The organism is Kitasatospora sp. NPDC093679 (assembly GCF_040683455.1).
GTDB lineage: Bacteria > Actinomycetota > Actinomycetes > Streptomycetales > Streptomycetaceae > Kitasatospora > Kitasatospora arboriphila.
The window spans coordinates 1-23,592 of sequence record NZ_JBFBDW010000012.1; the positions used below are offsets into that span (position 1 = coordinate 1).

Below are 23,592 nucleotides of genomic sequence, written 5' to 3' on the forward strand. Positions count from 1 at the left end.
ACTACTGGCGGACGCTGATCTGAGCACCGGCCGCCGCCCGCCCGTCGGCGTCCCCGGGCGGGGGCGTCAGCGGGCGGGCGGCGGGGCCGGGGCGGTGGCGGCGCAGGGCGACGCCGAGGACGCGGTCGGCGGGGACGGGCCCGAGGGTGCGGGAGTCGATGCTGGCGGCCCGGTTGTCGCCGAGCACGACCACCGTGCCCGGCGGCACCACCGAACCGGCGGAGCAGGCGGTCACGGCGGCCGGCATCGGGTCGCCCGGGAGGGCGGCGACGCGTTTGACCATCCAGCGGCGCGGTCGGCCGGCGCCGGGGTCGGGCCAGTGGCCGGACGGGTCGGGGCGTTCGACGATCACCAGGGCGTCCACCCGCAGGGCGCGCAGTCCGGCCCGTCTGCCGATCAGCACGTCGCCGGCCCGCAGGGTGGGCTGCATGCTCACCCCTTCGACGGTGATCAGCAGGCGGCGGCGGACGGCGGCCAGGCAGGCGGCGGCCGTGATCAGCAGCGCGGTGGCGGTGGCACCGAACAGGGCCGTGGTCACCGGGTGCTTCCGGCGGTGTAGCCCTCGGCCTGCCGGTGGAAGAGCCCGGCGTAGGTTCCGTCCGCGGCGATCAGCTCCTCGTGGGTGCCGTGTTCGGTGACGGTGCCCTCGCGCAGGACGGCGATCAGGTCGGCCTCCCGGGCGGTGCCGAGGCGGTGCGAGATCATCAGGCTGGTGCGTCCGTGCCGGTGGCGGCGCAGCAGGTCCTGGACCTCGTACTCGGCGGCGGGGTCGAGGCCGGCCGTCGGCTCGTCGAGGATCAGCAGGTCGGGGCTGCGCCGCATCATGGCGCGGGCCAGCGCGACCCGCTGCCACTGTCCGCCGGAGAGTTCGACGCCCTCCTCGGGGTGGTCCGGGTCCTGGAGGAAGGCGCGGCCGAGCATGGTGTCACCGCCCTGCGGGAGGGACGCCAGCAGTCCGTCGGCACCGGCTTCGGCGGCGGCCCGCCGGACGCGGTCCGGGTCGGCGGTGCGGACGTCGCCGAGGGCGATGTTCTCGGCGGCGGTCAGGTCGTAGCGCATGAAGTCCTGGAAGACCGCGCTGATCCGCTCCCGCAGCTCCTCGGGTTCGAAGTGGCGGATGTCGGTGCCGTCCCAGAGTATGGTGCCGCGGGTCGGGTCGTAGTACCGGAGCAGCAGCTTGACGAGGGTGCTCTTGCCGGCGCCGTTGTCGCCGACCAGGGCGAGCGAGCGGCCGGCGGGGAGGGTGAGGCTGACGCCGCGCAGCACCCAGTCGTGCCGGTCGGAGTAGCGGAACCAGACGTCGCGCAGTTCGAGGCCCTGCCGCAGCGGCGGGGCCGGCCGTACCGGGGCGAGGGCGGGCAGGTCCACGGGTTCGGCGAGGACGTCGAGGTACCGGCCGAAGAGGGCCAGCTTCTGCTGGGCGAGGGCGGCGAGGGCCGCGGCGGTGCCGATGCCGCCCTGGACGGCGGCGACCGCCGCCACGAACACCGAGACGTCGCCGACGGTGAGTTCGCCGCGGGCCGCCGCGCGGACGGCCCAGACCAGCCCGGCCGCGGAGACCGCGGCGGACGCCAGGGCGGGTGCGCCCTGCAGCAGGGCGGCCCGCTGTTCGGTGCGGCGGTTGGCGGTGTCGACCACCGCGCGGTCGGCCCGCATCCGGGCCCGGAAGTGGCCGCCGAGCCCGAACAGCCGCAGTTCCTCGGCGGCCTGCACGTCGCCGAGCAGCTGCCCGTAGAACATCTCCCGCCGCTCGTACGGGGTGATCCGCAGTGCGGTGCCGACCCGGGCCCGGGAGAGCCGGAACTCGGTGGCCAGCACGGGCACGGAGGCGAGCAGCACCAGCAGGGCGAGGACGGGTCCGATCGCAGCGAGGGTGGCGACGAACCCGGCGGTGGTGAGGGCGGTGCGGAGCAGGCCGACCGCGCCGAGGACGATCTGCGGCGGGGCCTCCTGCCCGCAGCTCTGGGCGAGCCGGAGCCGGTCGAGCCGGGCCGGGTCCTCGAAACGGGCCAGGCCCACCCAGGAGTTGACGGCCGCGTAGAGCCGGTCCTGCGCCTCGACGGCGATCCGGCGGGCGAGTTCGCCGCGGACCAGCTGCTCGACGTGCGGCAGGACGGCCGCACCGACGCCGGTGGCGACCAGGCCGGCGACGGGCAGCAGCAGGCCGGCACCCCGGGCGGCCGGGGCGGTGAGCGCGTCCAGCACGGTGCGCATCAGCCAGGCGGCGGCGACCGGCACCACGGCGACCGCGGCGGCGGTCAGCAGGCAGCCGAGCAGGGCCGCCGGGGCGGTGCGGACGGCGAGGCCGAGGACGGCGCGGAGTGCGGCGGGGCGGCGCCTCATGCGGGCACCGGGCGGGCCATCTCCCGCAGGTCGCGGTGGAGGACGTGCAGGGTGCCGTCGTCGTCCAGCCGGGCGACGACCGGGAATCCGCCGACGCCGAGCGCGTCCACCACGTCCTGGGCCTGGTCTCCGGTGACGACGGTGGCGACCTCGGCGAGGGCGTCGACGTACTCCTGCTGGCCGGCGCCGGGGGTGACCACGGCGAGGACGTCGCCGGCGGGCGGGCCGTCCTCCCGGAGTCGGCCGGTGAATTCGGGGAGCAGTTCGGCGCAGGGCGGACAGCCGGGGGCGAAGAAGGCGACCAGGGCGGGCGTGGCGAGGGTGTCCCGGGTGACCGTCGAGCCGTCGGCGGCGGTGACCGAGAACGGGCCGGCGGTCGCTCCGATGCTGGCGGCGTCCGCGAGTCCGTGCGGGCCGGCGGGCTGTGCCGCCCGGGCGGACTCGGCGTTGAGGCGCCGGACGATCCCGAAGGTGAGTGCGAGGTTGAGCAGGCCGAGCGCGCCCAGCAGCACGACGGCCGAGACCAGCACGGGCATTTCGGGGCTCCTATCGGGAGGGGGCGAAGAGGGCGGCGAGGTCGTCGAGGGTGGCGGTGACCAGCGCGGCCAGGGCGCCGGCGCCGGCCGCGAGCAGCAGGGCGGCGGCCTGCGCACCGCCGTCCGGCGGCGGCCGGTGGGCGGCGGCGAGCGCGGTCAGCGCGGCGGCGGTGAGCAGCAGGTTGCGCACCAGGTGGCGGGGGCCGAGCGGCGCGGCGGTGGCGCCGAAGCAGGGGCAGCTGACCACGGCGCCGCGGCGCAGGGTGACCGCGATCGAGGCGGTCAGGCCGGCGAGCAGCACGACCGCCAGCAGCGGACCGGCCGTCTCCGTGGAGGGGACGGCGAGCAGCACGGGCAGCGCCGTCTCGGCCGCGGCCACCGCCAGGGCGGTGCGCCGGACCTGTCCGGCGGGCACCAGCCGCATGCCGCGCAGTGCGTCCTCGAAGGCGGCGAACGCGGTGCGCCCGCGCACCTTGGAGACGGCGGAGGCCGCGAAGACCAGGGCGAGCAGGACGCGGCAGGCGACCGCTGCGTAGTACATCGGGAGTCCTCTCCACAGCCACGGCGCCACAACGGGGGATCCGCAGCGCGGGAACGCGGATCCGCAGCATAGGAACGGGGGATACACGGCTCGTACTGCGCGGGTGCAACGTCCGCTGTATGCCGGGCCGTTAGCGTCCACGGCGTCCGGCTGCAACCCGGTGGCCGGACGGAGTGAGGAGTACGTGATGAGCAAGCTCCAGCAGTTCGCGGACGCCGTGGCCGCCCGTTTCACGCCGAAGATCACGGCGGACGCCACCTGGTGGTACCAGACCCGCTGCGTCAGCTCGTCCGGCTGCGGTGTCCGCAACCTGCGCCTCCAGCAGAACAAGTGCTGGGACAGCAGCTTCTGCACCGGCTGGGAGAACACCGGCAGCTGCTGCTGACGGCGGCTGCGCCCCCGCGGCGCGGACGGCGGCGGCCGGCGGGCCGCCGCCGTCCGCGCCGGTCCACGTGCTGTTCCAGGTGGTTGCCGTCGTACTTGCCGTCGCCCGAGGAGGACGTCCGTGCCGGACCGATCGGAGCCGCGGGCCCACCGCACGGTGGCCCGCAGGGTCGGCCATCATGCGCTGCCGCTGGTCTCGGCGGCGCTCGCGGTGCTGGTCGCGGCCGCCGCGGTGACAGTGCTGACCGCACTGTCCGGCCGAGCGGTGACCGACGGGATGCGCCGCCAACTGGCGGGCGACCGGCGGCTGTCGGTGGCCGTGCAGACCGAGCTGGGCGCGGCCGGGCCGCAGGCGGCGGCCGACCGCTCGGTGCGGTCGGCGTTCCGCCGGGTGCTGGCGGGCGTGCCGTACCGGGTCGAGACGGCCGCGCGGACGGCGGCGCCGCTGACCACGGCCCGGCCGGCCGGGCAACCCGCCCTGCCCGCCGAGTCGGTGCTGCTGCCGGTGGGTCTGGCCGAGCCCGGCCGCCACGCGCGGCTGACCGCCGGCAGCTGGCCCGCCGGCGGGGACGGCGCCGAGGTCGCGGCGGCGGTGCCCGACGAGTGGGCGCAGCGGACGGGCGTCCGCCCGGGCGACGTGCTGGTGCTGACCAGTCCGGCCAACCACACCGTGGCGCTGCGGGTCACCGGCCGTTACCGGGCCGCGGAGCACAGCGGTGCGTTCTGGCAGGGCCTGGCCGAGCCGGACCGCGAGGTGGAGCGGGCGGCCGTGCTGGTCTCCCCCGCGGCGTTCCGCGCCGAGGCCGCACTGGCCGACAGCGGCCTCGCCGAGTGGGTGGCGCTGCCCGACGTGTCGCGGCTGCGGGTGTCCGAACTCGCCGGGCTGCGGGCCCGGTCCGCGGCGTTCGGCACCGGGGACGCCGTCCGGTCGGTGTTCCGGGACGCCCGGCCGCCGGTCGGCGGGACGGCGGTCCGTACCGCACTGCCGGAGCTGCTGGGCGGCACCGCGCTGCCGATACTCGCGGCCCGTTCCTCGCTGTACGTGCCGGCCGCCCTGCTCACCGCGCTCGCCGCCCTCACCCTGGCCCTGACGGCACGTCAACTCGCCGAGGGAAGAGCGGCGGAGACGGTGCTGAGGCTGGCCCGCGGGGCGGGCGGCGGGCGGCTGCTGCTGGCCGCCGCCGGCGAGTGGGCGGCCTTCGCGCTGCCCGGCGCCCTCACCGGGATGCTGGTCGTGGCGCCACTGGCGATGCCCGGCACCGGCGTCTCCGCCGGGTCGGTGGCCGCGGTCGGCGCCATGCTGCTGGTGCACGGCGCCGCGGTGCTGCTGCCGGTCGTCCGGCTGGCGGTGTCCGGCGCGCGGGACGCGGCGGTGCGCCGCCGCTCGGCCCGCCGGACGGCCGCGCAGCAGGCCGGCGTCGACCTGGCGCTGGTGCTGGCGGCCGTCCTCGGCTGGCTCCAACTGCGGCACTACGGCGGCCCGGTGGCCGACCCGGCCCGGGTCGGCTTCGGCACCTGGGCGGATCCGGTGCTGGTGCTCGCGCCCGCCGCCGTGCTGACGGCCGGGGCACTGGTGCTGCTGCGGCTGCTGCCGCCGCTGATGCGGCTGGCGGAGCGGCTGGCCGCCCGCAGCACCGGTCTGGTGCTGCCGCTGAGCAGTTGGCGGATCAGCCGCCGGCCGGGCGGTCCGGCCGCCTCGGTGCTGCTCTCGGTGCTGGCGCTGGCCGTCTGCGCCTTCTCCGCCACCGCGCTCGCCTCGCTGGGGCCGAACTACCGTGACCGGGCGGCCGTGGCCGTGGGCGCGGACCTCGGGCTGAGCGGTGGCACCCTGTCCTCCGACCGGCGGGCGGCCGCGCTGGCGGCGCTGCCGGGTGTCCGGGCCGTCAGCCCGGTGGTCGAGGCCCGTACCGACCTCGGGAACCTGCCGGTGCAGACGGTGGCCGTCAACACCCGGACCGCGCAGCAGACCCTCTCGTCCGCGGGGGCCGGGCTGCCGGCGCTCCGTGCGGACCTCGCCGACCGGCCGCTCTCCGCCCTGCTCCCGCTGCTGCGCAGAGGAACCCCCGAGTACGGCCTGCCGGTTCCCGAGGGGACGACCGGGCTGGAGCTGTCGGCGGGCCTCGCCGCGGACGGGCCGCTGCCCGCCGACGCGGTGCGGCTCGTCCTGCTGGTCGAGGACGCCGACGGGCTCGCCCGGACGCTCACCGCGACGCTGCCCGCCGACGGCGCCCGGCGCACCCTCCGCTTCGACCTGGCCTCCCCCGTCACCGCGGCGCGGCCCGCCCGGGTCGTCCGGGTCGCCGTGCAGCCCGCCGTGGACCTGCCGGGACGGCGCAGCCTCACCTTGGACCTGGAGCGGATCACCGCCGTCGGCCCGGCCGCCCGGCACGACCTCGCACCGCCCGCCGGATCGGGCTGGACGGCCACCGCGCCCGGCGCCGGCCGGCCGGAGGACATCGGCTGCCCGGGCCGTCCCGCGGCCGACACGGCGGGCCGCATCCCGGACACCAGCGACGACCTGGCCGGCCCGTGCACCCTCGCCGAGCCTGCCGGCACCCTGCTGCGGGCCGTGCTGCGCACCCAGCAGCCGAACGGGATGAGCGACGGTCGCACGCCCGAGGTGGCGTACACCGTGGCCGCCGAACCGGACGCGGCGCTGCTGCCGGTCCTCGCGGACGACGCGCTGCTCGCCACCGGGGTGCGGGTCGGCTCCCGGCTGCTGCTCGTCCCCGGCGGCGACCCGGTCGTGCGGGCGGTGGTCGTCGGGCGGATCGCCGTCGTCCCGGGCCTGCCGCGGGAGCGGCCGGCCGTGCTCGCCGACTCCCGGGCGTTCGCCGCCCAGCGGGTCCTCGGCGGGTCACCGCCCGTGCCGGAGGCCCGCTGGTGGCTCGCGGCCGGGCCGGACGGCGGACGCGCCGCGCAGGCCGCGCTGCGCGGGCGTCCGGAGCTGGGCACCGTGCGGAGCCTGCGGGACGAGGCCGCGGCGCTGGCCGCCGATCCGTACCAGGCGGGGCTGCGCCGCGCGCTCTGGCTCTGCCTGCTGCTCGCGCCGCTGTTCGCGCTCACCGGGACGACCGTGCAGGCCGCGGCGGACGCGCGTTCACGGATCCGGGAGTTCGCGGTGCTGCGGGCGATCGGTGTCGCCCCCGGCCGGCTCGCGGCGGTGCTGCGCACCGAGATGCTCACCCTGACGGGTCTCGCGGTGCTGCTCGGTGCGGTGCTGGGCCTGCTGTCGGCGGCCCTGCTGCTGCCGCTGGTCGTGGTGGACGGCAGTGCCGCCGCGGTGTTCCCCGCGCTGCGCACCGGCCCGGGGTGGGCGGCCACCGCGGCCACCGCGCTGGCGACCGGGGCACTGGTGGGGGCCGGATCGTCGGTGTTGGCAAGGCGGTTCGCCCGGGTCGACCTGGCGCGGACCCTGAGGACGGGGGAGGACGGATGATCGCCGGCCGGTGGCCGCGGGCCGCTTCGCGCCGACTGCCGCTGTACGCGCTGCAGTTCGTTCTGGTGGCGGTCCTGGCGGTGCTCGCCGCCGCCTGGGAGCCGTCGTACGACCGGTCGGCCACCCGGGCGCTGGCCCAGGAGGTCGAGCAGGCCGCGGCCGACGGGCCGCTGGTCACCGTCCGCTCGGGCCTGCGGCCGCCGGCGACGGACGACGGCGCGTCGGTGGCGCCGAAGTTCGGCACCCTGGAGAACGACCTCGCCCGGCTGGCCGAGGGACTGCGGCACGGCGCCGGCCCCGGGCTGACGGCGGTCCTCGGGGCGCCGACCGCCAGGATCGAGACCGGCGTGGTGCCCCTGCTCGGGGACGGCGTCCGCCGGCCGGACGGCACCGTGCCGACCGCACAGCTGGTGTACGCCCAGGACGCCGGGCGCGAGCTGCGCTGGACCTCGGGCCGAGCTCCGGGCACCCCGGCAGGCGATCCGGCGGCGGCGCCGGTCGAGGTCGCCGTCTCGGCGGCGAACGCGGACGTCCTCGGTCTGACCCCCGGCCGCCCGGTGACGCTCCGCGGGCCCGGCCTGGAGACCGCGGCGGTGGTGGTGGGCGTCTTCACGCCCGTCACCGAGACCGCCGACCTGTGGCAGCAGTTCCCCGCACTGGCACGGCCGTTGGTGAACGACACCGCGCAGGGGCGGCGCACCGCCGTCGAGTTCCTGACCGGCGCGGCCGGCATCGAGGCCGTCGAGGCCCGTGGCAGCGCCGGCCCGGCGGGCCTGGCGCTGACCCTCGGCTACCCGGTGCGGGTGGACCCGGCGGGCGATGCGGGGGCGGCCGGCCGGGCGGGCGAACTCGGGCGCGAGGCCGTCGCGTTCGTCCAGGGCGCCGCCGTCGGCGTGTGCGGCGACCGCACCCTGGCCACCCTGCCGTGCGGGCTCGATCTGCGCCGGGTGTCGCCGCCGCAGGTGACGGAGCGGCTCTCGGCCGTCGTCTCGGCCTTCGAACGGCGCAGCTCGCGGACGCAGGCGCTGCGCTCCTTCGCCCTGGCGGGGCTGCTGACCGTCGCGGTGATCGGCGCCCTCGCGGCGGCGCGGCTCGCCGTCCGGCGCGAGGCGGCCGACCTGGAGCTGCGCCGCGCCAGGGGCGCGGGGCTGGCCGGGCTGGCCGGGCGCGGGCTGCTGACGGGCGCCCCGGCGGTCCTCGCCGGGGCCGTCGCGGGCTGGTGCACCGGGGTCGCGGCGGGTGGCGGGGCCGTTCCGTCCGGGGCGCCGGGGCGGGCGGTGGCGGCCGCCGTGCTGCTGGCGGTGCTGCTGGTGTGGTGCGCGCCGCCGGGCACGGTCTGGGCCCGGTACCGCGAGCCGCGGCGGGGCACGGCCGTCCGGCGGCAGCGCAGCCCGCTGGCGCGGCGGCTGGTCCGCGACGCGACGGTGCTGCTGGTGGCCGCCGCCGGGGTGGTGTCGCTGCGGCTGCGCGGCGGATCCGTCGCGGCCTTCGACCCCCAGCTGTTCCTGCTGCCGGGCCTGCTCGGGGCGGCCGCGGTGACGGTGCTGTGGTGGCTGTACCCGCTGCCGGTCCGGCTGCTCGCCCGCTGGGCGCGGCGGCGCACCGGGGCGGTTCCGCTGGTGGCGCTCGCCCGGGCCGGGCGGGAGGCGCCGGCGGCGGGGGCGGCGGTGCTGGTGCTGGTGCTGGCCCTGTCGGGGGCGGTGCTGGGCGGTCTGGTCTCCGACTCGGTGCGGCACGGCCGGGAGCGGGCCGCGGCCTGGCGCACCGGCGCCGACGCCGTGGTGATCGGCCCGGCCGGCCTGGACTCCGCCTCCGCGGAGCTGGCCGCCCTGCCGGGGGTCGCCCGCACGGCAGCGGTGACGGCGGCCTCCCGGGACCTGCTCGCCCCGGACGGCGAGCTGCTGCGTTCGGCGGTGCTCGTCCGGGTCGACCCGGCGGCGCTGCTCGCCGCCGTGCCGGAGTCCCGGCTCGGCCGGGCCCTGCGCGCGGCGGACCTCGGCGGCTCCGGGCAGACCGGCAGCACGGAGAGCGTGACGGCGGGCGGGGCGGGCAGCGGGGCGGCGGGCGACCCCGGGGCGGTGCCGACGGTGGACGTGCTGTCGGACGCCGTCGTACCGGACGGCACGCTCGAGGTCGTCGACGGCGGCCGGACGGTGCTCCGGCTGCGGATCACCGGCGCCCTGCCGGCCGCCGCCCGGCAGGATCCGGTCCTCGGCCCGGTGCTGGGCGAACTCCCGACCGGCGGGCCGCTCCTGGTGGCCGCCGGCGGCCCCCGCCCGGACGGCCCGACGGCCCGCACCGCCGTGCTGCTGCGGACGGCCGGCGGCGCGGCCCCGCCCGACGCCGAGCGGCTCCGCCGCACCGCCGCCGACGCCGTCCGCGCGGCCGCACCTGCGGTGGCGGCGGGCGGGGTGCTCCGGCTGCAGGTCCGCGGCCGGGCCGCGGAGACGGAACGGCTGCGCGGCGACGGCCTGGTGCGCGCGCTGGACACCACCTGGCTGGTCTGCGGCCTCGGCGCGCTGCTGGTGGCGCTCCTGGTGGTGGCGGTGGACCTGCTCGCCGGTGCCCGGGAGCGGGGCGGGACGGCGGCCGTGCTGCGCACCCTCGGCCTGGGCGGTCGCGCCGCGGCCGCGATCCACCTGCTGGAACTGCTGCCGCTGGTGGTCGCGGCGGCGGCGGGCGGCACCGCGCTCGGCCTGCTGCTCCCGGCGGCGCTCGGCCCCGCGCTGGACCTGGCGGACCTGACGGGCGCGCCGCCCGGCGCCGGGCCGTCCGTCGACTGGGCGCTCACCGCCGCGCTCGGGTGCGGGCTGGTCGTGATGGTGCTGGCGGTCGCCGTCCTGGAGGCCGTGATCGGCCGCCGCCGCCGGCCGGCGGCGGTGTTGAGACTGGGGGAGGCCCGGTGAGTGCGATGTCGGAGGCACCTTCGCTGGAACGGCTGCGTACGGCGGCCGCTCGGCGGCCCGAACGGCCGGAGGGGATGGTGGTGTGCGAGAACCTGGTGCGGATCTTCCGCAGCGAGGGCGTCGAGGTGCAGGCGCTCCAGGGGCTCGACCTCACCGTGGCGGACGGCGAGTTGCTGGCGCTGGTCGGTGCGTCCGGCTCGGGCAAGTCGACCCTGCTGTCGATCCTCGCCGGTCTGGACGTGCCCACCGCGGGCAGCGCCTCGGTCGCGGGCCGGGACCTGCTGGCGATGCGGCGGCGCGAGCGGCTGGAGTACCGGCGGCGCACCGTCGGCTTCGTGTGGCAGCAGACCGCGAAGAACCTGCTGCCCCATCTGACGGCGGTGGAGAACGTGATGCTGCCGATGCGCTACGCCGGTCTGCCGCGCAGGCAACGGCACGGCCGGGCTGAGGAGTTGCTCGGCCTGCTGGGGCTCGGCGGCAAGCTCGGGCGGCGGCCGGGCGAGCTCTCCGGCGGCGAGCAGCAACGGGTGGCGATCGCGGTCGCCAACGCCAACGAGCCCGCGCTGCTGCTGGCCGACGAGCCGACCGGCGAGCTGGACAGCGCCACCGGCGAGGAGGTGTTCGGCGCCCTGCGGTCCACCAACGCGGAGTTGGGCGTCACGGTGGTGATCGTCACCCATGACGCGGCGGTGGCCGAGCAGGTGTCCCGGACGGTGCGGATCCGCAACGGCCGCACCTCCACCGAGGTGCTGCGCCGCGAGGAGGGCCGCCCCGGCGTGGAGTACGCCGTGCTCGACCGGGCCGGGCGGCTGCAGCTGCCCGCGGAGTTCACGGCGGCGCTCCGGCTCTCCCGTCGGGTGCGCCTGGAGCTGGAGCAGGACCACATCGGTGTGTGGCCGGTGGTGGACGGGCCGCAGGAGGAGCCGCGATGACGGATGTGATGGTCTCGGCCGAGGACGTGCGGCGCAGCTTCGGCAGCGGGCCGCGGGCCGTGCACGCGCTGCGCGGGGTGGACTTCGAGGTCCGCCGCGGCGAACTCACGGCGCTCAAGGGCCGTTCCGGCTCGGGCAAGACGACGCTGCTGAACCTGCTGGGCGGTCTGGACGCGCCGACCTCGGGCCGGATCGTGCTGGACGGCACCGACCTCGCCGGCCTGGACGAGGACGGCCGGCTGGCGATGCGCCGCGACCGGATCGGCTTCGTCTTCCAGTCCTTCGGGCTGATCCCGGTGCTCACGGCCGCCGAGAACGTCGGTGTGCCCATGCGGCTGCGGCGGATGCCGGCGAAGGAGCGCGACGAGCGGGTGCGCCTGCTGCTGGCCCTGGTCGGACTGGCCGACCACGCGGACCAGCGGCCCGCGGAGCTCTCCGGCGGCCAGCAGCAACGCGTGGCCATCGCGCGGGCGTTGGCCAACGAGCCGGCGCTGGTGATCGCGGACGAGCCGACCGGCCGGCTGGACTCGGAGACCGGCCGCGCCGTCATGGAGCTGCTGCGCGCGGTGGTCCGCAGCGAGGGCGTCACCGTGCTGGTGGCCACGCACGACCCGGCGCTGATGGAGCTCGCGGACCGGGTGGTGGAGCTCGCCGACGGCCGGGTGGTGGAGGGCGCCGGCCGTCGCGGCTGACCGGCCCGGTCAACCCACCGGCACGGGAACGCTGTTGACCAGCCGCCGGTAGAGCGCGTCGAGCCGGGCGCCGGGGCCGGTGCCGAGTTCACGGCGGTGCACGGCCTCGGCCGCCCGGTACGCTGCGGTGACGCCGTCGATCTCGCCGAGCCGGTGGTGGGCGCGCATCCGAAGCTCCCAGGCCCGGCTGCGCAGGGGTGCCGCGGCGAGCAGGTCGGCCAGGTCGCGCAGGGCGGACCGCGGTTCGGCGAGCTGCAGTTGGGCGTCGGCGAAGTCCTCGACGGCGCGCATGCGCTCCTCGTCCAGGTGGCCGAGCCAGGCCGCGAGGGGCCCGTTGCGCGGCACCCCGACGGCGGCCTCGTCGCCCTGCCAGAGGGCGAGCGCGGCGGCCAGCCGGGCGGCGGCCCGGTCCGGGTCGCCGGCCTCCAGCGCCGCCCGCCCGGCCGCGGCCCGGTCGAGGAAGCGCAGGTGGTCGCAGCGGTCGGCGTCGACCTGGAGCTCGTAGCCGCCGACGGTGCCGAGCAGCGGGGTCCGCGGGTCGAGCGACTGCCTCAACCGGCTGGCGTGGGTCCGGATGTTGGCGACGGCGGAGCGGGGCGGCTCCTCCTCCCAGAGCGCCTCGGCGAGCCGGTCCAGGGACACGGTGGTGCCGGCCCGCAGCAGCAGCGTCACCAGCAGGGCGCGCGCCTTCACCCCCTTGACGTCGAGGGCCTCGTGCGGGCCGTGGTCGGGACGCAGGCACACTCTGCCGAGAATCTGAAAGGTGGTCACCGGCGTGCAGAGCTCGCTTCCTGGGGTGGGGCCGCCCCCCGCTGGCCGGGCCCGGCGGCATAGAGCCTGCCTGCGAACCGTTGCCATTTCAAGTCTGTTGCAGCAAGTTTCGGCAAGATGTTGCAGGACTGCTCTGGACAGGCCCTGCACCCCCTGTTCGGCGCAGCGTGCGACCAGGCCGCCACCACCACGGGCACCGCCACTCCCCCGCCCGGGGCCCTCCGGCACCTGCTCGCACCACGACAACGCCCGCTACCGGTTCACGTGGCCCCGGGCGGGCCCGTCACCCGCCGCCGAGCGCCTCGTCGGTCAGTGCCGCCGCCTCCGCCAGGGCGGCGGCGGCCTCGGTGCGGAACAGGCCGTGCGCCCGCAGGGCGAAGTCCGCGGGCGCACCCGGCAGCCGTCCGGCGGCGTCCACGGCGCCCTTCTCGTTGATCAGCCACCGCCCGGCCCGGCCGTGCAGGGCGTGCGCCAACAGCCCGACCACCCGGAACAGGCAGCCGTGCACGTAGGCGGTGTCGTGCGGGGCCTTGGCCGCGTTGGCGAGGGTGAACGGCGCCTCCCAGCGGGCGGTCGCGACCAGCGCGGCGCCGAGCGCGGCCGGGTAGTGCACCACCTCGGCCCGCAGCCGGGCGAGTTCTCCGGTGGGATCGGCGAGCACCCGGCCGAGGGCCAGCTCGCCCGGGTAGGCGTGGGCGTGGAAGCCGAGCGGATGCCCGGCCTGGACGCCCGTCGCGTACCGGCCGGCCCGGGCCTCGTCCCAGTGGTGGCGCACCCGGTCGAGATCGCGGTAGATGAAGTCGATCCGGGCGCCGCCGACGGTGAGCCAGGCGCCGCCGTCCACCCACGGCCCCCAGCCGCCGGGCTCGGTGACCTCCACCGGCCGGCCGGCCGCCCGGGCGGCCAGCTCCCGCAGGGCGCCGGTGTCCAGCGGGCCTCGGTAGTAGAGGCCGAGGTCGGTGTCGGAGTCGGGGCGGTGGGTACCGCGGGCCCGGCTGCCGCCGAGGCAGACGCCCACGACGCCGTCCACGGCGGCGAGTTCGGCCGCGAGCCGGCGGACCGGCACCCCGGCCGGCAGGTCTCCGGCCGGCAGGTTTTCGGTCACCAGGCTTCCGGTCGGAAGGTCGTCGGTTGCGTCCACCCGCCGATGGTCCACCGCCGGGGCGTCAGCCGTCGAGCGGCTTTCCCATGCAGACGCTCTGCTCGGAGTGCTTGTAGAAGCCGAACTTGGTGATCGGCAGGTAGCCCTCCGAGGCGTAGAGCGCGATCGCCTCGGGCTGCTCGGTGCCGGTCTCCAGGACGAGCCTGGTCCGCCCGGCCCCGCGCGCGGTGGACTCCAGGTGGCGCAGCAGGGCGCGGGCGAGGCCCCGCCCGCGCGCCCGCTCCACCACGTACATCCGCTTGAGCTCGGCGTCGCCGGCGCGCAGCCCGTCGGCGTCGGCCTCCTTGGCGCGCCAGCCGCCGCAGGCGACCGGCTCGCCGTCGAGGTAGCCGACCACGAACAGGCCGCCCGGCGGGTCGAAGTGGTCCTCGTGCATCGACGTCTGGTCGACGTCCCCGTACCGGCGGACGTACTCCTGCTGCACCTCCGCGGCGAGCTTGGCCGCGTCGGGGTGGCCGTAGCCGGTGGTCCGCAGCTCCAGGTCCGAGGTCTTCGGGGTGTTCGACATGGTCACCAAGCCTAAAGGGGCCGGTCAGCGGCCCTCGAACCGGGAGACCAGCTCGTCCTTGCCGAACATCCGGGCGGTGTCCAGGGCGGAGGGGGTGCCGGCGGTCGGGTCGGCACCGCCGTCGAGCAGGGCGGTGACCACCTCGTCGTGGCCCTTGAAGACGGCGCCGGCGAGCGGGGTCTGGCCGCGGTCGTTGGCCCGGTCGGCGTCGGCGCCGTGCTTCAGCAGGGCGGCCACCGCGGCGGCGTGCCCGTGGTAGGCGGCGAGCATCAGCAGGCTGTCGCCGCGCTCGTTGGAGAGGTCGGCGGGGGCGCCGGCCGCCAGGTAGGCGGCGAGCAGTTCGGCGTCGCCGGACCGGGCGGCGTCGAACAGCCGGCCGGCCAGTTCGACGACCTCGGGGTCGGGCGTCTGCGGGGTCTCGTCGGTCATGGGCGGGCCTTCCTGGGGGTGCTGCCGGGCGCAACCTCGGTGCGCGGATTCCGGTACGCACCGTAGCGGAAGGGCCCCGGCCGCGGGGTCACGCATCCGTTCGAGCGAACTTCCCGGTTCAGCCGAGGGCGATCACTCCGCAGGGGGACGCCTTGGAGCGCACGGCCGGGGCTCGGTGCGCATACCCCCGATGCATCGGACGCGAGCAGATCCACCCGTTTGCCACGTTCCATCGCTTATTACTTTTTGTCACGATTAGAACACTTTAAGTAACACTTGTCCCCGCCCCCTCACGAGGAGCTGACCACGTGATCCTCTCCATTTCCGGCATCGTCCTCTTCGGCACCATCGCCTTCCTCTTCTTCCGCCGGGACGGACTCAAGGTCTCGCACGCCCTGGTGTGCGCACTGTTCGGCTTCTACGTCGCGGGCTCCTCGATCGCCCCCAGCATCACCGCGGGCGGCGCGACACTGGCCAGCCTCATCGGCGGCATCAAGTTCTGACCCCACGGCACGACCGCGGCCCGGGAGCGGATCCCACCGCCCCGGGCCACCACCCGTCCCACCCCCGCCCCATCGCCGTCCCACCGCCGTCCCACCGCCCCGCCCCATCCCTGTCCCACCGCTCGGGGAGCCTGCCATGTCCCTCACCCGCCATCTCCACCGCGGTCGCGACCTCGCCCGCACCGCAGGCGACCACGCCGCCGACATGTTCGCGCCGCTCACGCTCATCGGCCGCGGGCTGCGCCACCACCTCGACTGGACGAAGGGCCGCTGGGCCGCGACCCCCAAGGAGCGGCGCGGTCCCACGCTGTTCCTGACCGCCGCCCTCGCGCTCGGCGTCTTCCTGCTGCCGCACGGACTGCTGTTCGCCCTGGTCGCCCTGATGGCCAGCGCCGCCTGGGCCGGCCGCCGCCCCAAGGCCGCGCCCGCCCCGGAGCCCGACGCCGCCGACCTGAAGCTCGCCGCGCTGTACGCCGCCCTCACCCCGTACCTCGCCGGGCCGGACGACATGAGCCCGCTCTACACCCTCGACGGCCACTACAAGAACGCGTTCGGCGGGTGGGAGTTCGACGGCGACGGCCGGCTCTGCGCGCTGGAGATCGCCTACCCCGCGTACTTCACCGACACCGAGCCGGCCGCCCGCGCCCGGATCGAGCAGGTGGTGCAGGGCAAGGCGGGCCGGGCCCGGGAGTACCGCTTCGACTGGGACGAGGAGTCCAACCGGCTGCGGGTCACCGCGCTCGCCCCGCTGGCCACCGACATCGCCGCGCAGCGCTTCGTCACCGCGCCGGGCGAGATCGTGCTCGGCTTCACCGACGCCCTCGGCACCAGCCGCACCATCCCGGTCACCCAGGGGGGCATCGTCACCCAGCAGCCGCCCGTGGTGTGGCGGGTCGGCCCGCGCAGCGCCGAGCCGCACCTGCTGGCCCTCGGCTCCAGCGGCTCCGGCACCTCCACCCTGCTGCGCTCGATCGCGCTGCAGGCGCTGCCGCACGGCGACCTGGTGGTCATCGACGGCGCCGGCACCGGCGAGCATGCCTGCCTGGTCAACCGGCCCGGCGTGCACACCGTGGAGACCAGCCTGCACGGCGCGGTCGCCGCCCTGGAGTGGGCCGCCAAGGAGACCGAGCGGCGGCTCGGCCTGCTGAACGCGGCCCGGCACCACGGGGTGGCCGCCCCCGAGGAGGCCACCCGGCCGCTGTGGCTGCTGCTCGACCATCCGACGGAGCTCAGCGAGCTGGCCCAGGCCGAGGAGCGCCCGGACCCGCAGGACCTGCTGGAGGTCCCGCTGCGGCACGGCCGGGCCGCCCGGGTCACCGTGGTGATCGCCGAGGACGTCGAGGCGGCGGCACGGCTGCGGCCCACCGTCCGCGCCGCCACCCGCACCAAGGTGGTGCTCGGCCCGGTCACCCCGGACCTCGGCCGGCTCGCGCTCGGCGCCGCACTGGACATCACCCCCGCCGCGCACACCCCGGCCGGCCGCGGCTACGCCCGGGTCGGCGCCGCCGCCCCCGTCCGGCTGCAGGTGCCGGCCACGGTGGACCCGCTGGACGAGGACGCGCCCGCCCAGCTGCGGGACGCGGTGATCGCCCTGCTGCCGCACCGGGACACCCGTACCGAGGCGGCCGCACCGGCCGCGCCGGCCGCACCGCCGAGCCCGCCGACCGACCGGGCCGAGGACCTGGCCGCCGGGCTCGGGGTGGAACTCGGCAAGGACGCCGGGGCGGTCCGCCCGCGGCCGGTCTGGTGAGGCGCGGGCGGCCCGCCCGGCCCCGGTCGGCGGGCCGGCCGGCGGATCGGCCGATCGGGGAGCCCGGTGCGGCGTCCGGGTGATCGCTCTGTGCGCCAGTCGTGGCACGCAGGGTGACATCCCCGTCCAGATGTGACAAATCGGGCGCCGATGGGTACAAACGTGGGCGGCACGACAGGCGACGCATGTCCCCGGACGGGAATCTTCGTCGACGGCCGAGCGTTGACCGAACGACGAAGACAGCGACCACTAGTCCTGTGGGCCATAAGCCCGGGAGGCACGATTCATGAGCGAGCGAGCTCTCCGCGGCACGCGACTCGGGGCCACTAGCTACGAGACCGACCGTGGTATCGATCTGGCTCCCCGCCAGACCGTCGAGTACGCATGTCAGAACGGACACCGCTTCGAGGTCCCCTTCTCCGTGGAGGCGGAGATTCCCTCGGTGTGGGAGTGCCGTTTCTGCGGCCAGGAGGCCGTACTCCTCGACGGTGAGGAGCCGGAGGAGAAGAAGACCAAGCCGACGCGCACCCATTGGGACATGCTGATGGAGCGTCGGACGCGCGAGGAGCTGGAGGAGGTGCTGGCCGAGCGGCTGGCCGTTCTCCGCTCCGGTGGCATGAACCTCGCGGTCCACCCGCGCGACAGCCGCAAGAGCGCGTGAGGTCCTCCCCCGGCCGTGCCGGGGGCGGTACCGACAACCGTGAAGGGCCCGGACGAAGGCGTCCGGGCCCTTCGGCATGCCCGGAGCCGTCCCGGGAGGACGGGCGGCACGCCGACGCCCCCGGGCGGGCGGCCCGGGGGCGTCGTGCGGGGTCTGCTCAGCCGGTGATCGGCGGGCGGTACTCGGTGTCCGGACCGGGGCCGCCGCCCGGCTCCACCACCTCGCCCTGGATCACCGTGCCGCCGGGGCGGTGGATGCGCAGCTGCTCCTGCAGCCGCATCGCGTCCGCGAAGCGGTCCTCACCGACCGGGGCCGTCGAACGCAGAACGTCGCGCGCCGCCCGGCGGGCACCGGCCCGCCACAGCGCCCGTGTCGGCGGGAAGAGCAGCGTCAGCGCCAGCACGTCCGACAGGAAGCCCGGCACGATCAGCAGCACGCCCGCGAGGACCGTCATGGTCGTCGCGGTCTGCGCCTGCTTCGGCCGGGGGTCGCGGCTCTGCTCGACGGCGGCGGAGAAGGCCCGCAGCCCCGCACGCTTGATCAGCCAGCCGCCGGTGAACACCCCGGCCAGCAGCAGCACCAGCACGGTGAACCAGCCGGCCGCCGAGGCCACCACCGTGACCAGCCAGATCTCCAGCACCAGCCAGGCGGCGACGAGCAGGGGAAGCGCCCGGCGCAGCGTGCTGCGGCGCGCCGGCCGGGCCGTGGTTGCTTGCTGGGACACGGGACGGATCCACTCCGGAGGTGCTCTCCCACCGGCCGGACGCTCCGGCCGCGACTACGGCACCACCTGGTCCAACGGCTCCGCCGCCTCGGGTGTTCCGCCCGAACGGCGCCGGCGGACGGCGCCGACGGCCACCGCACCGCAGGCCAGCAGGCCCGCCGCGGCCAGTGCCCACTCCGGCGCGGCACCGACCCGGTCGGCCACCGTGCGGGAGTCGCGCAGCGGCACCGTGGCGTTGAGCACCGCCGGGGTGAGCTCCTTCGTCCGGGAGACCACCGAGCCGTCCGGGGCGATCACGGCGCTGATGCCGCTGGTCGCGGCGATCAGGACGGCGCGGCCGTGCTCGACGGCGCGCAGCCGGCTCATGGCGAGCTGCTGCTCGGTCTGGCCGGTGCGGTTGTAGGTGGCGTTGTTGGTCTGCACGACGAGGATCCGGCCGCCGTCGTTGACGGTGTCGCGGACGATCTCGTCGTAGGCCACCTCGAAGCAGATGACGTCGCCGATCCGGGCCGGGCCGAGCTGCATCACGCCGTTGTGGTCGCCGGGGTAGAAGTCGCGGGCGACCCGCTGCAGGCGCGAGATCACCTTGGACAGCTCGGCGCGGAACGGCACGTACTCGCCGAACGGCACCGGGTGCTGCTTGGTGTAGGAGGCTCCGGGGCCGGTCGCCGGGCTCCAGACGATGCCCTCGTTCTGGACGTGCTGCGCGTCCGGGCCGTCGACCAGGGCGCCGACCAGGGTCGGCACGCCGACCGCGCGGACGGCCTGGTCGATCCGCTGGTAGGCGGCCGGCTCGGAGAACGGGTCCAGGTCGGAGGCGTTCTCCGGCCAGATGACGATGTCCGGCTTGGGGACGCGGCCGGCGGCGACGTCCGCGGCGAGCTTCTCCGTCTCGCTCGCGTGGTTGTCGAGGACCTGCATCGGGCGGCCCAGGAAGTCCATGCCGGGGTGCGGCACGTTGCCCTGCACCAGGGCCACCTTCACCGTGTCGTCGCCCTCGGTCGGGACGGGGACGACCAGGCCGGCGAGCAGCGCGGCCACCGCGCCGAGGCCCGCCAGTGCGGCGGCCTTCGGCGAGCGGCGCGGGCCGCGGCGCAGCCGCAGCGCGGCCCGCGCCAGCAGGGTGCCGCAGAGCGCGACGGCGAAGGTCACCAGCGGCGCGCCGCCGAGCGAGGCCAGCGCGGTGAAGGGGCTCGCAGTGTTGGCGAAGGCCAGCCGGCCCCACGGAAAGCCGCCGAGCGGCAGCCGGTCGCGGGCCCACTCCTGGGCCACCCAGAGGCAGGCCGCCCAGAGCGGCCAGGCGCGCAGCCGGGAGGTCGCGGCGAGGCCCGCGCCCATGGCGGCGACGAACAGCGCCTCGATCACCGACAGACCGACGGTGGCGTCCCAGCCGACCACCCGCAGCCAGGCCAGCAGGCCGAGGAAGAACGGGAAGCCGAAGGCGAAGCCCGTCCAGGCGCCCTGGCGCAGCGTGCGGCCGCGGGTCAGCAGCGACAGCGCCGCGACGCCGACGATCGACAGCGGCCACAGGTCGTACGGCGGGAAGGCGGCGACCATCAGCAGACCGGCGAGCACGGCCAGGCCCGTCCTGGGCAGGCCCGCGCGGATCCGGGCCGGCCGTCCCGGGCGACCGGGCCGCTCGGGCCGCGGGCGTGCGGCGGTGTCCGCCTCGTCCGCCACCGGCCGCTCCTGTTCCACCGGCAGTGCCACCTGTACACCGTCCCTCTGGCCGTACCGCCTGTCGGTCCGCCCTGGTGGGAGGCCGTCCGAAGACGGTACCCCGGATCAGTGTGCCTCCGGAGGGCCGGGGTGCGGCGGGGGCGCTCCCCGCGGGGTCGCCGCGGGGGTCAGGGCGCGGTGCCGGCGGTGGCGGGGCGGGCCGGGACGGCCGGGCGGCGCTGTCCGGGCAGCCGCAGCGGCGGCGGGGGCCCGGCGGAGACGGGCGGGCGGAGCAGCAGCAGGGCGGCGCCGGTCAGTGCGATCGCCACGATGCCGTCCAGCCAGTAGTGGTTGGCCGTGCCCACCACGACCAGGTAGGTCACCGCGGGGTGCAGCAGCCAGAGCCGGCGCCAGCGGGAGCGGGTCGCCGCGATCAGGCCGACCGCCACCGTCAGCGCCCAGCCGACGTGCAGCGACGGCATCGCCGCGAACTGGTTGGACAGGCTGTCGGTGGCCGGGTCGCCGTACACGGCCGGGCCGTACACCCGGGCCGTGTCGACCAGCCCGGTCACCTCCAGCATCCTCGGCGGGGCCAGCGGCAGCAGCAGGTGCAGCGCCAGGCCGGCGCCGGTGAGGACGGTCAGCACCCGCCGTATCCACACGTAGTGCCCGGGGCGGCGCCAGTACGTCCAGAGCAGGAAGAGCACGGTCGCCGGGAAGTGCACCGTCGCGTAGAAGGCGTTCGCGGTGTGCACCAGCAGGTCGCTGTGGAGCAGCAGGTCCTGGACGTCCGCCTCGCCGGGGAGGTGCAGGGTGCGCTCCAGGTTCCACACGTCGGTGGCGTTGCGGAACGCCTGCGGGACGTGGCCCTCGGCGGCGATCCGGCCCAGCCGGTAGACGGTGTACAGGACGGCGATGAGGAGCAGCTCGCGGACGGGGTGCGGGCGCGCGGGCTGCTCGGGCGGGGCGGTGGGCTGCGGGTCGGCGGGTGGCATGTCCGTCCTGGGAGGGGTGGGAGTCAGAGGCCGAGGGCGGGGAGGACCACCGCGTCCACGTAGCGGGCGAGGTACTCCGCGTCGGCCTCGGCGCCCTCCAGCAGCGGACGGGCGGCCAGGGCCCCCAGCACCATGTGCGGGACGAACGGCGCCGCCGGGCAGTCCGCGGCCAGCTCGCCCCGGCGGACCCCGCGGTCGAGCATCGCGGCGAGGGCCGCCGTCTCCGGCTCGACGACGAGGGTGCGGAAGGCGCGGAGCAGGTCCGGGTCCTTGTGCATCGCCTGGCCGAGGGCACGCATCAGCGAGGCGTCCCGGAGGGAGGTCGCGCAGCGCAGGCGGAGCAGTTCGCGGAGGTCCCCGCGGAGGGTGCCGGTGTCGACGTCGGCGGCGGTGATGGGGCGGCAGCTGCGGAGGGCCGCCGCGACCAGCTCCGGCTTGCCGTTCCACTGCCGGTAGAGGGTGGCCTTGCTGGAGCGGGTCCGGGCGGCGATCGCGTCCATCGTCAGCGCGTCGTACCCCGCCTCGCGGAGCAGCTCGATCACGGCCTCGTACAGCTCGCGCTCGCGCTCCTCGGTCAGGCGGCTGCGGCGCGCCTTCGGCTCGGCATCCGGCGCCATGGCGACCTCCCGGCGAACGGCAAGGAACGAAACGGTTTCGTACTCACCCTACGCCTGCGAATCGGTCCGAGCGGCCAAGGGCACGGAGAGCTGCGCGACTCCGGGTAGGGCACCCTGCGGTACTGGTGAAGCCGAAACGGGGGCGCGGGGAACTGCGCGACTCCGGAAGGAAGCCGACCAGTGGTCCGGATCGGCGGTGCGTCCGCTGTGCACGAGCCGCTGACGGACACTGCCCTTCCGTCTCGCGTAGTCCCGCCACCAGCCTTCGGCCGGGAGGTGCCCTCAGCGCCCCTGATTTCGCTGCACTGGCTCCGTGAGTGCGCCGCGTCCGGATTGCGCAGTTCCCCGCGCCCCTGACGTCGTTGTCCCCGGGGTCGCTGCCCCTGGGTGCTCGCGTCTCAGGCCCGGTGGACGGTGCGGCCGCGGACGACGGTGCGGAGGCAGGTGGGGAGGGGGTGGCCGGGGGTGAGGTCGGGGAGGCCGGGGGTGCCGGAGCGGGGGTCGGTGGACCAGCCGGCGACGCGGGAGTCGGGGGCCTGGACGACCAGGTCGTCGACCTCCCAGACGGCGTAGCTGGCGACCGCGCCGGGCACCAGCACCCCGTCGGCGTCCCGGCCGAGGGCCCGCCAGCCGCCGCGGGTGTGGGCGGTGAAGGCGGCGCGGACGGAGATCCGGTGCTCCGGGGTCCGGTGGAAGGCGGCGGCGCGGACGGTGCCCCACGGGTCGAGCGGGGTGACGGGGGCGTCGGAGCCGAAGGCGAGCGGCACGCCGGCCCGCAGCATCGCGGCGAAGGGGTTGAGGGCGGCGGCCCGCTCCGCGCCCAGCCGCTGGACGTACATGCCGTCGGGTCCGCCCCAGGCGGCGTCGAAGGCGGGCTGGACGGAGGCGGTGAGGCCGAGTTCGGCGAAGGCGGCGACGGACTTGTCGTCGAGGTGCTCGGCGTGTTCGACGCGGTGCCGCCGGGCGCGGACCCGGTCGAGTCCGACCCGGTCGGCGGCGGCGCGGACTCCGGCCACGACGGCGTCGACCGCGGCGTCGCCGATGGCGTGGAAGCCGGCCTGCAGTCCGGCCTCGGTGCAGGCGGCGACGTGGTCGGCGATCTGTTCGGCCGTCAGGTAGGCGGTGCCGTGGACGGGGGCGTCGGCGGTGCCGGCGTCGCGGTAGGGGGCGTGCAGGCAGGCGGTGCGGGAGCCGAGCGCGCCGTCGACGAAGAGGTCGCCGCCGGCGCCGACGGCGCCGAGGCGGCGGGCGGTGTCGATACCGCCGAGTTCGCCCCAGTAGCCGAAGACCTCGGGCCCGTCGCCCTCGGCGGCGAGGGCGAGGAGTTCGGCGAGGTCGTCCTCGGAGGAGATGTCGGGTCCTGCGCACTCGTGGAGGGCGCCGATGCCGAGGGCGGCGGCGCGGGCGAGGGCGGCCTGCTGGGCGGTGCGGCGCTGAGCGGGGGTCAGGTGGGCGAGGGCGGTGCGGCGGACGGCGTGGTGGGCGTCGCGGCTGAGCGGGCCCTCGGGGTCGTGGCCGGGGAGGTCGGCGAGGCCGGGGGCGAGGGCGCGCAGGGCGGTGGAGGCGAGTGCCGAGTGCACGTCGGTGCGCGACAGGTAGGCGGGGGCGCCGGCGGTGGCGGCGTCGAGTTCGGCGAGCGTCGGCGGGCGGCCCTCGGGCCAGCCGCTCTCGTCCCATCCGTGGCCGATGAGGACGCCGTCGGTGGTGGGGGCGGCGGCCGCGATCCGGTCGAGGGCCTCGGCGAGGGTGGGGCAGCCGGTGAGGTCGAGGCCGGTCAGGGCGAGGCCGGTGGAGGTGGCGTGCACGTGGGCGTCGACGAAGGCCGGGGTGACCAGGGCACCGTGGAGGTCCACCACCTCGTCGGCGGTGTCGGCGTACGCCTCGGCCGCTCCGTCGCTGCCGACCCAGGCGATGTGTTCGCCCTCGACCAGCATGGCGGTCGCGAAGGGGTCGGCGGGGCTGTAGACGTTGCCGCCGCGCAGCAGCACGGTGCGGTTGGTGCGTTCGGTCATGGGCCCAGTCTGCACCCCGGGGCCGCCG

General features: G+C 76.8%; 21 protein-coding genes. 8 read left to right on the forward strand and 13 right to left on the reverse strand.

The annotated features are described in order from the left end of the window. Position 1: 1 nt before the first annotated feature. Genes AB0O09_RS12745 through AB0O09_RS12760 form a run of 4 tightly spaced genes read right to left on the reverse strand, consistent with a single transcriptional unit; the run spans position 2 to position 3,420 of the window. The gene (locus AB0O09_RS12745; RefSeq protein ID WP_363541625.1) at positions 2-538 is read right to left on the reverse strand and encodes a S26 family signal peptidase; all 537 of its coding nucleotides are present in this window, start codon (positions 536-538) and stop codon (positions 2-4) included. Beyond that, positions 535-2,343, reverse strand: a complete 1,809-nt coding sequence (locus tag AB0O09_RS12750) for an ABC transporter ATP-binding protein (RefSeq protein WP_363541626.1) — start codon at positions 2,341-2,343, stop codon at positions 535-537. Before AB0O09_RS12750 ends, AB0O09_RS12745 begins: the two co-directional genes overlap by 4 nt. Then, the gene (locus AB0O09_RS12755) at positions 2,340-2,879 is read right to left on the reverse strand and encodes a hypothetical protein (protein WP_363541627.1); all 540 of its coding nucleotides are present in this window, start codon (positions 2,877-2,879) and stop codon (positions 2,340-2,342) included. Before AB0O09_RS12755 ends, AB0O09_RS12750 begins: the two co-directional genes overlap by 4 nt. 10 nt (positions 2,880-2,889) lie before the next feature. Beyond that, positions 2,890-3,420, reverse strand: a complete 531-nt coding sequence (locus AB0O09_RS12760; RefSeq protein WP_363541628.1) for a MauE/DoxX family redox-associated membrane protein — start codon at positions 3,418-3,420, stop codon at positions 2,890-2,892. Between the two features lie 187 nt (positions 3,421-3,607). Between AB0O09_RS12760 and AB0O09_RS12765 the strand changes: the two genes are divergently transcribed. The 5 genes from AB0O09_RS12765 to AB0O09_RS12785 all read left to right on the forward strand — a co-directional run bounded on the left by AB0O09_RS12765 (position 3,608) and on the right by AB0O09_RS12785 (position 11,773). Next, complete coding sequence (locus AB0O09_RS12765) at positions 3,608-3,805, forward strand: hypothetical protein (protein ID WP_363541630.1); 198 nt, start codon at positions 3,608-3,610, stop codon at positions 3,803-3,805. Positions 3,806-3,925: 120 nt separating this feature from the next. Beyond that, on the forward strand, positions 3,926-7,243 hold the full coding sequence (locus AB0O09_RS12770) for an FtsX-like permease family protein (protein WP_363541632.1): 3,318 nt from the start codon (positions 3,926-3,928) through the stop codon (positions 7,241-7,243). Next, on the forward strand, positions 7,240-10,149 hold the full coding sequence (locus AB0O09_RS12775) for a hypothetical protein (protein ID WP_363541633.1): 2,910 nt from the start codon (positions 7,240-7,242) through the stop codon (positions 10,147-10,149). The genes AB0O09_RS12770 and AB0O09_RS12775 overlap by 4 nt, the downstream gene beginning before the upstream one ends. Positions 10,150-10,223: 74 nt before the next feature. Further along, the gene (locus AB0O09_RS12780; RefSeq protein ID WP_363541780.1) at positions 10,224-11,081 is read left to right on the forward strand and encodes an ABC transporter ATP-binding protein; all 858 of its coding nucleotides are present in this window, start codon (positions 10,224-10,226) and stop codon (positions 11,079-11,081) included. Continuing rightward, positions 11,078-11,773: an ABC transporter ATP-binding protein gene (locus tag AB0O09_RS12785; protein WP_363541634.1), complete on the forward strand. Its 696-nt coding sequence runs from the start codon at positions 11,078-11,080 to the stop codon at positions 11,771-11,773. Before AB0O09_RS12780 ends, AB0O09_RS12785 begins: the two co-directional genes overlap by 4 nt. Positions 11,774-11,782: 9 nt before the next feature. On the opposite strand, the gene AB0O09_RS12790 is transcribed toward AB0O09_RS12785, so the two are convergent. The 4 genes from AB0O09_RS12790 to AB0O09_RS12805 all read right to left on the reverse strand — a co-directional run bounded on the left by AB0O09_RS12790 (position 11,783) and on the right by AB0O09_RS12805 (position 14,643). Further along, positions 11,783-12,517 carry a BTAD domain-containing putative transcriptional regulator gene (locus AB0O09_RS12790; protein ID WP_363541635.1) on the reverse strand — a complete coding sequence of 245 codons (735 nt, stop codon included), beginning with the start codon at positions 12,515-12,517 and terminating at the stop codon, positions 11,783-11,785. A gap of 310 nt (positions 12,518-12,827) precedes the next feature. Beyond that, positions 12,828-13,649, reverse strand: a complete 822-nt coding sequence (locus tag AB0O09_RS12795; RefSeq protein WP_363541636.1) for a nucleotidyltransferase domain-containing protein — start codon at positions 13,647-13,649, stop codon at positions 12,828-12,830. 61 nt (positions 13,650-13,710) lie between these two features. Next, positions 13,711-14,214 carry a GNAT family N-acetyltransferase gene (locus tag AB0O09_RS12800; RefSeq protein ID WP_363541637.1) on the reverse strand — a complete coding sequence of 168 codons (504 nt, stop codon included), beginning with the start codon at positions 14,212-14,214 and terminating at the stop codon, positions 13,711-13,713. Between the two features lie 24 nt (positions 14,215-14,238). Beyond that, positions 14,239-14,643 carry an ankyrin repeat domain-containing protein gene (locus AB0O09_RS12805; RefSeq protein WP_363541639.1) on the reverse strand — a complete coding sequence of 135 codons (405 nt, stop codon included), beginning with the start codon at positions 14,641-14,643 and terminating at the stop codon, positions 14,239-14,241. Positions 14,644-14,951: 308 nt separating this feature from the next. Between AB0O09_RS12805 and AB0O09_RS12810 the strand changes: the two genes are divergently transcribed. From AB0O09_RS12810 to AB0O09_RS12820, 3 genes are all read left to right on the forward strand, one after another. Then, entirely contained in the window at positions 14,952-15,146 is a 195-nt protein-coding gene (locus AB0O09_RS12810) for a hypothetical protein (protein WP_095871811.1), read from the forward strand. Positions 15,147-15,282: 136 nt separating this feature from the next. Beyond that, a complete protein-coding gene (locus AB0O09_RS12815) occupies positions 15,283-16,896 on the forward strand; it encodes an FtsK/SpoIIIE domain-containing protein (RefSeq protein WP_363541640.1) in 1,614 nt (537 codons plus the stop codon). Positions 16,897-17,182: 286 nt separating this feature from the next. Further along, positions 17,183-17,557, forward strand: a complete 375-nt coding sequence (locus AB0O09_RS12820; RefSeq protein ID WP_030276069.1) for an RNA polymerase-binding protein RbpA — start codon at positions 17,183-17,185, stop codon at positions 17,555-17,557. 157 nt (positions 17,558-17,714) lie between these two features. On the opposite strand, the gene fxsA is transcribed toward AB0O09_RS12820, so the two are convergent. The 5 genes from fxsA to AB0O09_RS12845 all read right to left on the reverse strand — a co-directional run bounded on the left by fxsA (position 17,715) and on the right by AB0O09_RS12845 (position 23,564). Beyond that, positions 17,715-18,281, reverse strand: a complete 567-nt coding sequence (fxsA, locus tag AB0O09_RS12825) for an FxsA family membrane protein (RefSeq protein ID WP_363541641.1) — start codon at positions 18,279-18,281, stop codon at positions 17,715-17,717. Between the two features lie 54 nt (positions 18,282-18,335). Beyond that, complete coding sequence (gene lnt, locus AB0O09_RS12830) at positions 18,336-19,985, reverse strand: apolipoprotein N-acyltransferase (RefSeq protein WP_363541781.1); 1,650 nt, start codon at positions 19,983-19,985, stop codon at positions 18,336-18,338. 143 nt (positions 19,986-20,128) lie between these two features. Next, positions 20,129-20,935 (reverse strand): phosphatase PAP2 family protein, encoded by an 807-nt coding sequence (locus tag AB0O09_RS12835; protein WP_363541642.1) that lies wholly within the window; start codon positions 20,933-20,935, stop codon positions 20,129-20,131. Positions 20,936-20,958: 23 nt separating this feature from the next. Beyond that, positions 20,959-21,552 (reverse strand): TetR/AcrR family transcriptional regulator, encoded by a 594-nt coding sequence (locus AB0O09_RS12840; RefSeq protein ID WP_363541643.1) that lies wholly within the window; start codon positions 21,550-21,552, stop codon positions 20,959-20,961. A gap of 398 nt (positions 21,553-21,950) precedes the next feature. Further along, positions 21,951-23,564, reverse strand: a complete 1,614-nt coding sequence (locus AB0O09_RS12845) for an amidohydrolase family protein (RefSeq protein ID WP_363541645.1) — start codon at positions 23,562-23,564, stop codon at positions 21,951-21,953. Positions 23,565-23,592: the final 28 nt, after the last annotated feature.

Excerpts from the sequence above, each read along its gene's own strand:
- AB0O09_RS12805 (WP_363541639.1), bottom strand. The coding sequence starts at position 14,643 with ATGACCGACGAGACCCCGCAGACGCCCGACCCCGAGGTCGTCGAACTG.
- AB0O09_RS12755 (WP_363541627.1), bottom strand. The coding sequence starts at position 2,879 with ATGCCCGTGCTGGTCTCGGCCGTCGTGCTGCTGGGCGCGCTCGGCCTG.
- AB0O09_RS12785 (WP_363541634.1), top strand. The coding sequence starts at position 11,078 with ATGACGGATGTGATGGTCTCGGCCGAGGACGTGCGGCGCAGCTTCGGC.
- AB0O09_RS12815 (WP_363541640.1), top strand. The coding sequence starts at position 15,283 with ATGTCCCTCACCCGCCATCTCCACCGCGGTCGCGACCTCGCCCGCACC.
- AB0O09_RS12835 (WP_363541642.1), bottom strand. The coding sequence starts at position 20,935 with ATGCCACCCGCCGACCCGCAGCCCACCGCCCCGCCCGAGCAGCCCGCG.
- AB0O09_RS12800 (WP_363541637.1), bottom strand. The coding sequence starts at position 14,214 with ATGTCGAACACCCCGAAGACCTCGGACCTGGAGCTGCGGACCACCGGC.
- AB0O09_RS12820 (WP_030276069.1), top strand. The coding sequence starts at position 17,183 with ATGAGCGAGCGAGCTCTCCGCGGCACGCGACTCGGGGCCACTAGCTAC.
- AB0O09_RS12840 (WP_363541643.1), bottom strand. The coding sequence starts at position 21,552 with ATGGCGCCGGATGCCGAGCCGAAGGCGCGCCGCAGCCGCCTGACCGAG.
- AB0O09_RS12775 (WP_363541633.1), top strand. The coding sequence starts at position 7,240 with ATGATCGCCGGCCGGTGGCCGCGGGCCGCTTCGCGCCGACTGCCGCTG.
- AB0O09_RS12765 (WP_363541630.1), top strand. The coding sequence starts at position 3,608 with ATGAGCAAGCTCCAGCAGTTCGCGGACGCCGTGGCCGCCCGTTTCACG.
- AB0O09_RS12760 (WP_363541628.1), bottom strand. The coding sequence starts at position 3,420 with ATGTACTACGCAGCGGTCGCCTGCCGCGTCCTGCTCGCCCTGGTCTTC.
- AB0O09_RS12750 (WP_363541626.1), bottom strand. The coding sequence starts at position 2,343 with ATGAGGCGCCGCCCCGCCGCACTCCGCGCCGTCCTCGGCCTCGCCGTC.
- AB0O09_RS12845 (WP_363541645.1), bottom strand. The coding sequence starts at position 23,564 with ATGACCGAACGCACCAACCGCACCGTGCTGCTGCGCGGCGGCAACGTC.
- AB0O09_RS12780 (WP_363541780.1), top strand. The coding sequence starts at position 10,224 with ATGGTGGTGTGCGAGAACCTGGTGCGGATCTTCCGCAGCGAGGGCGTC.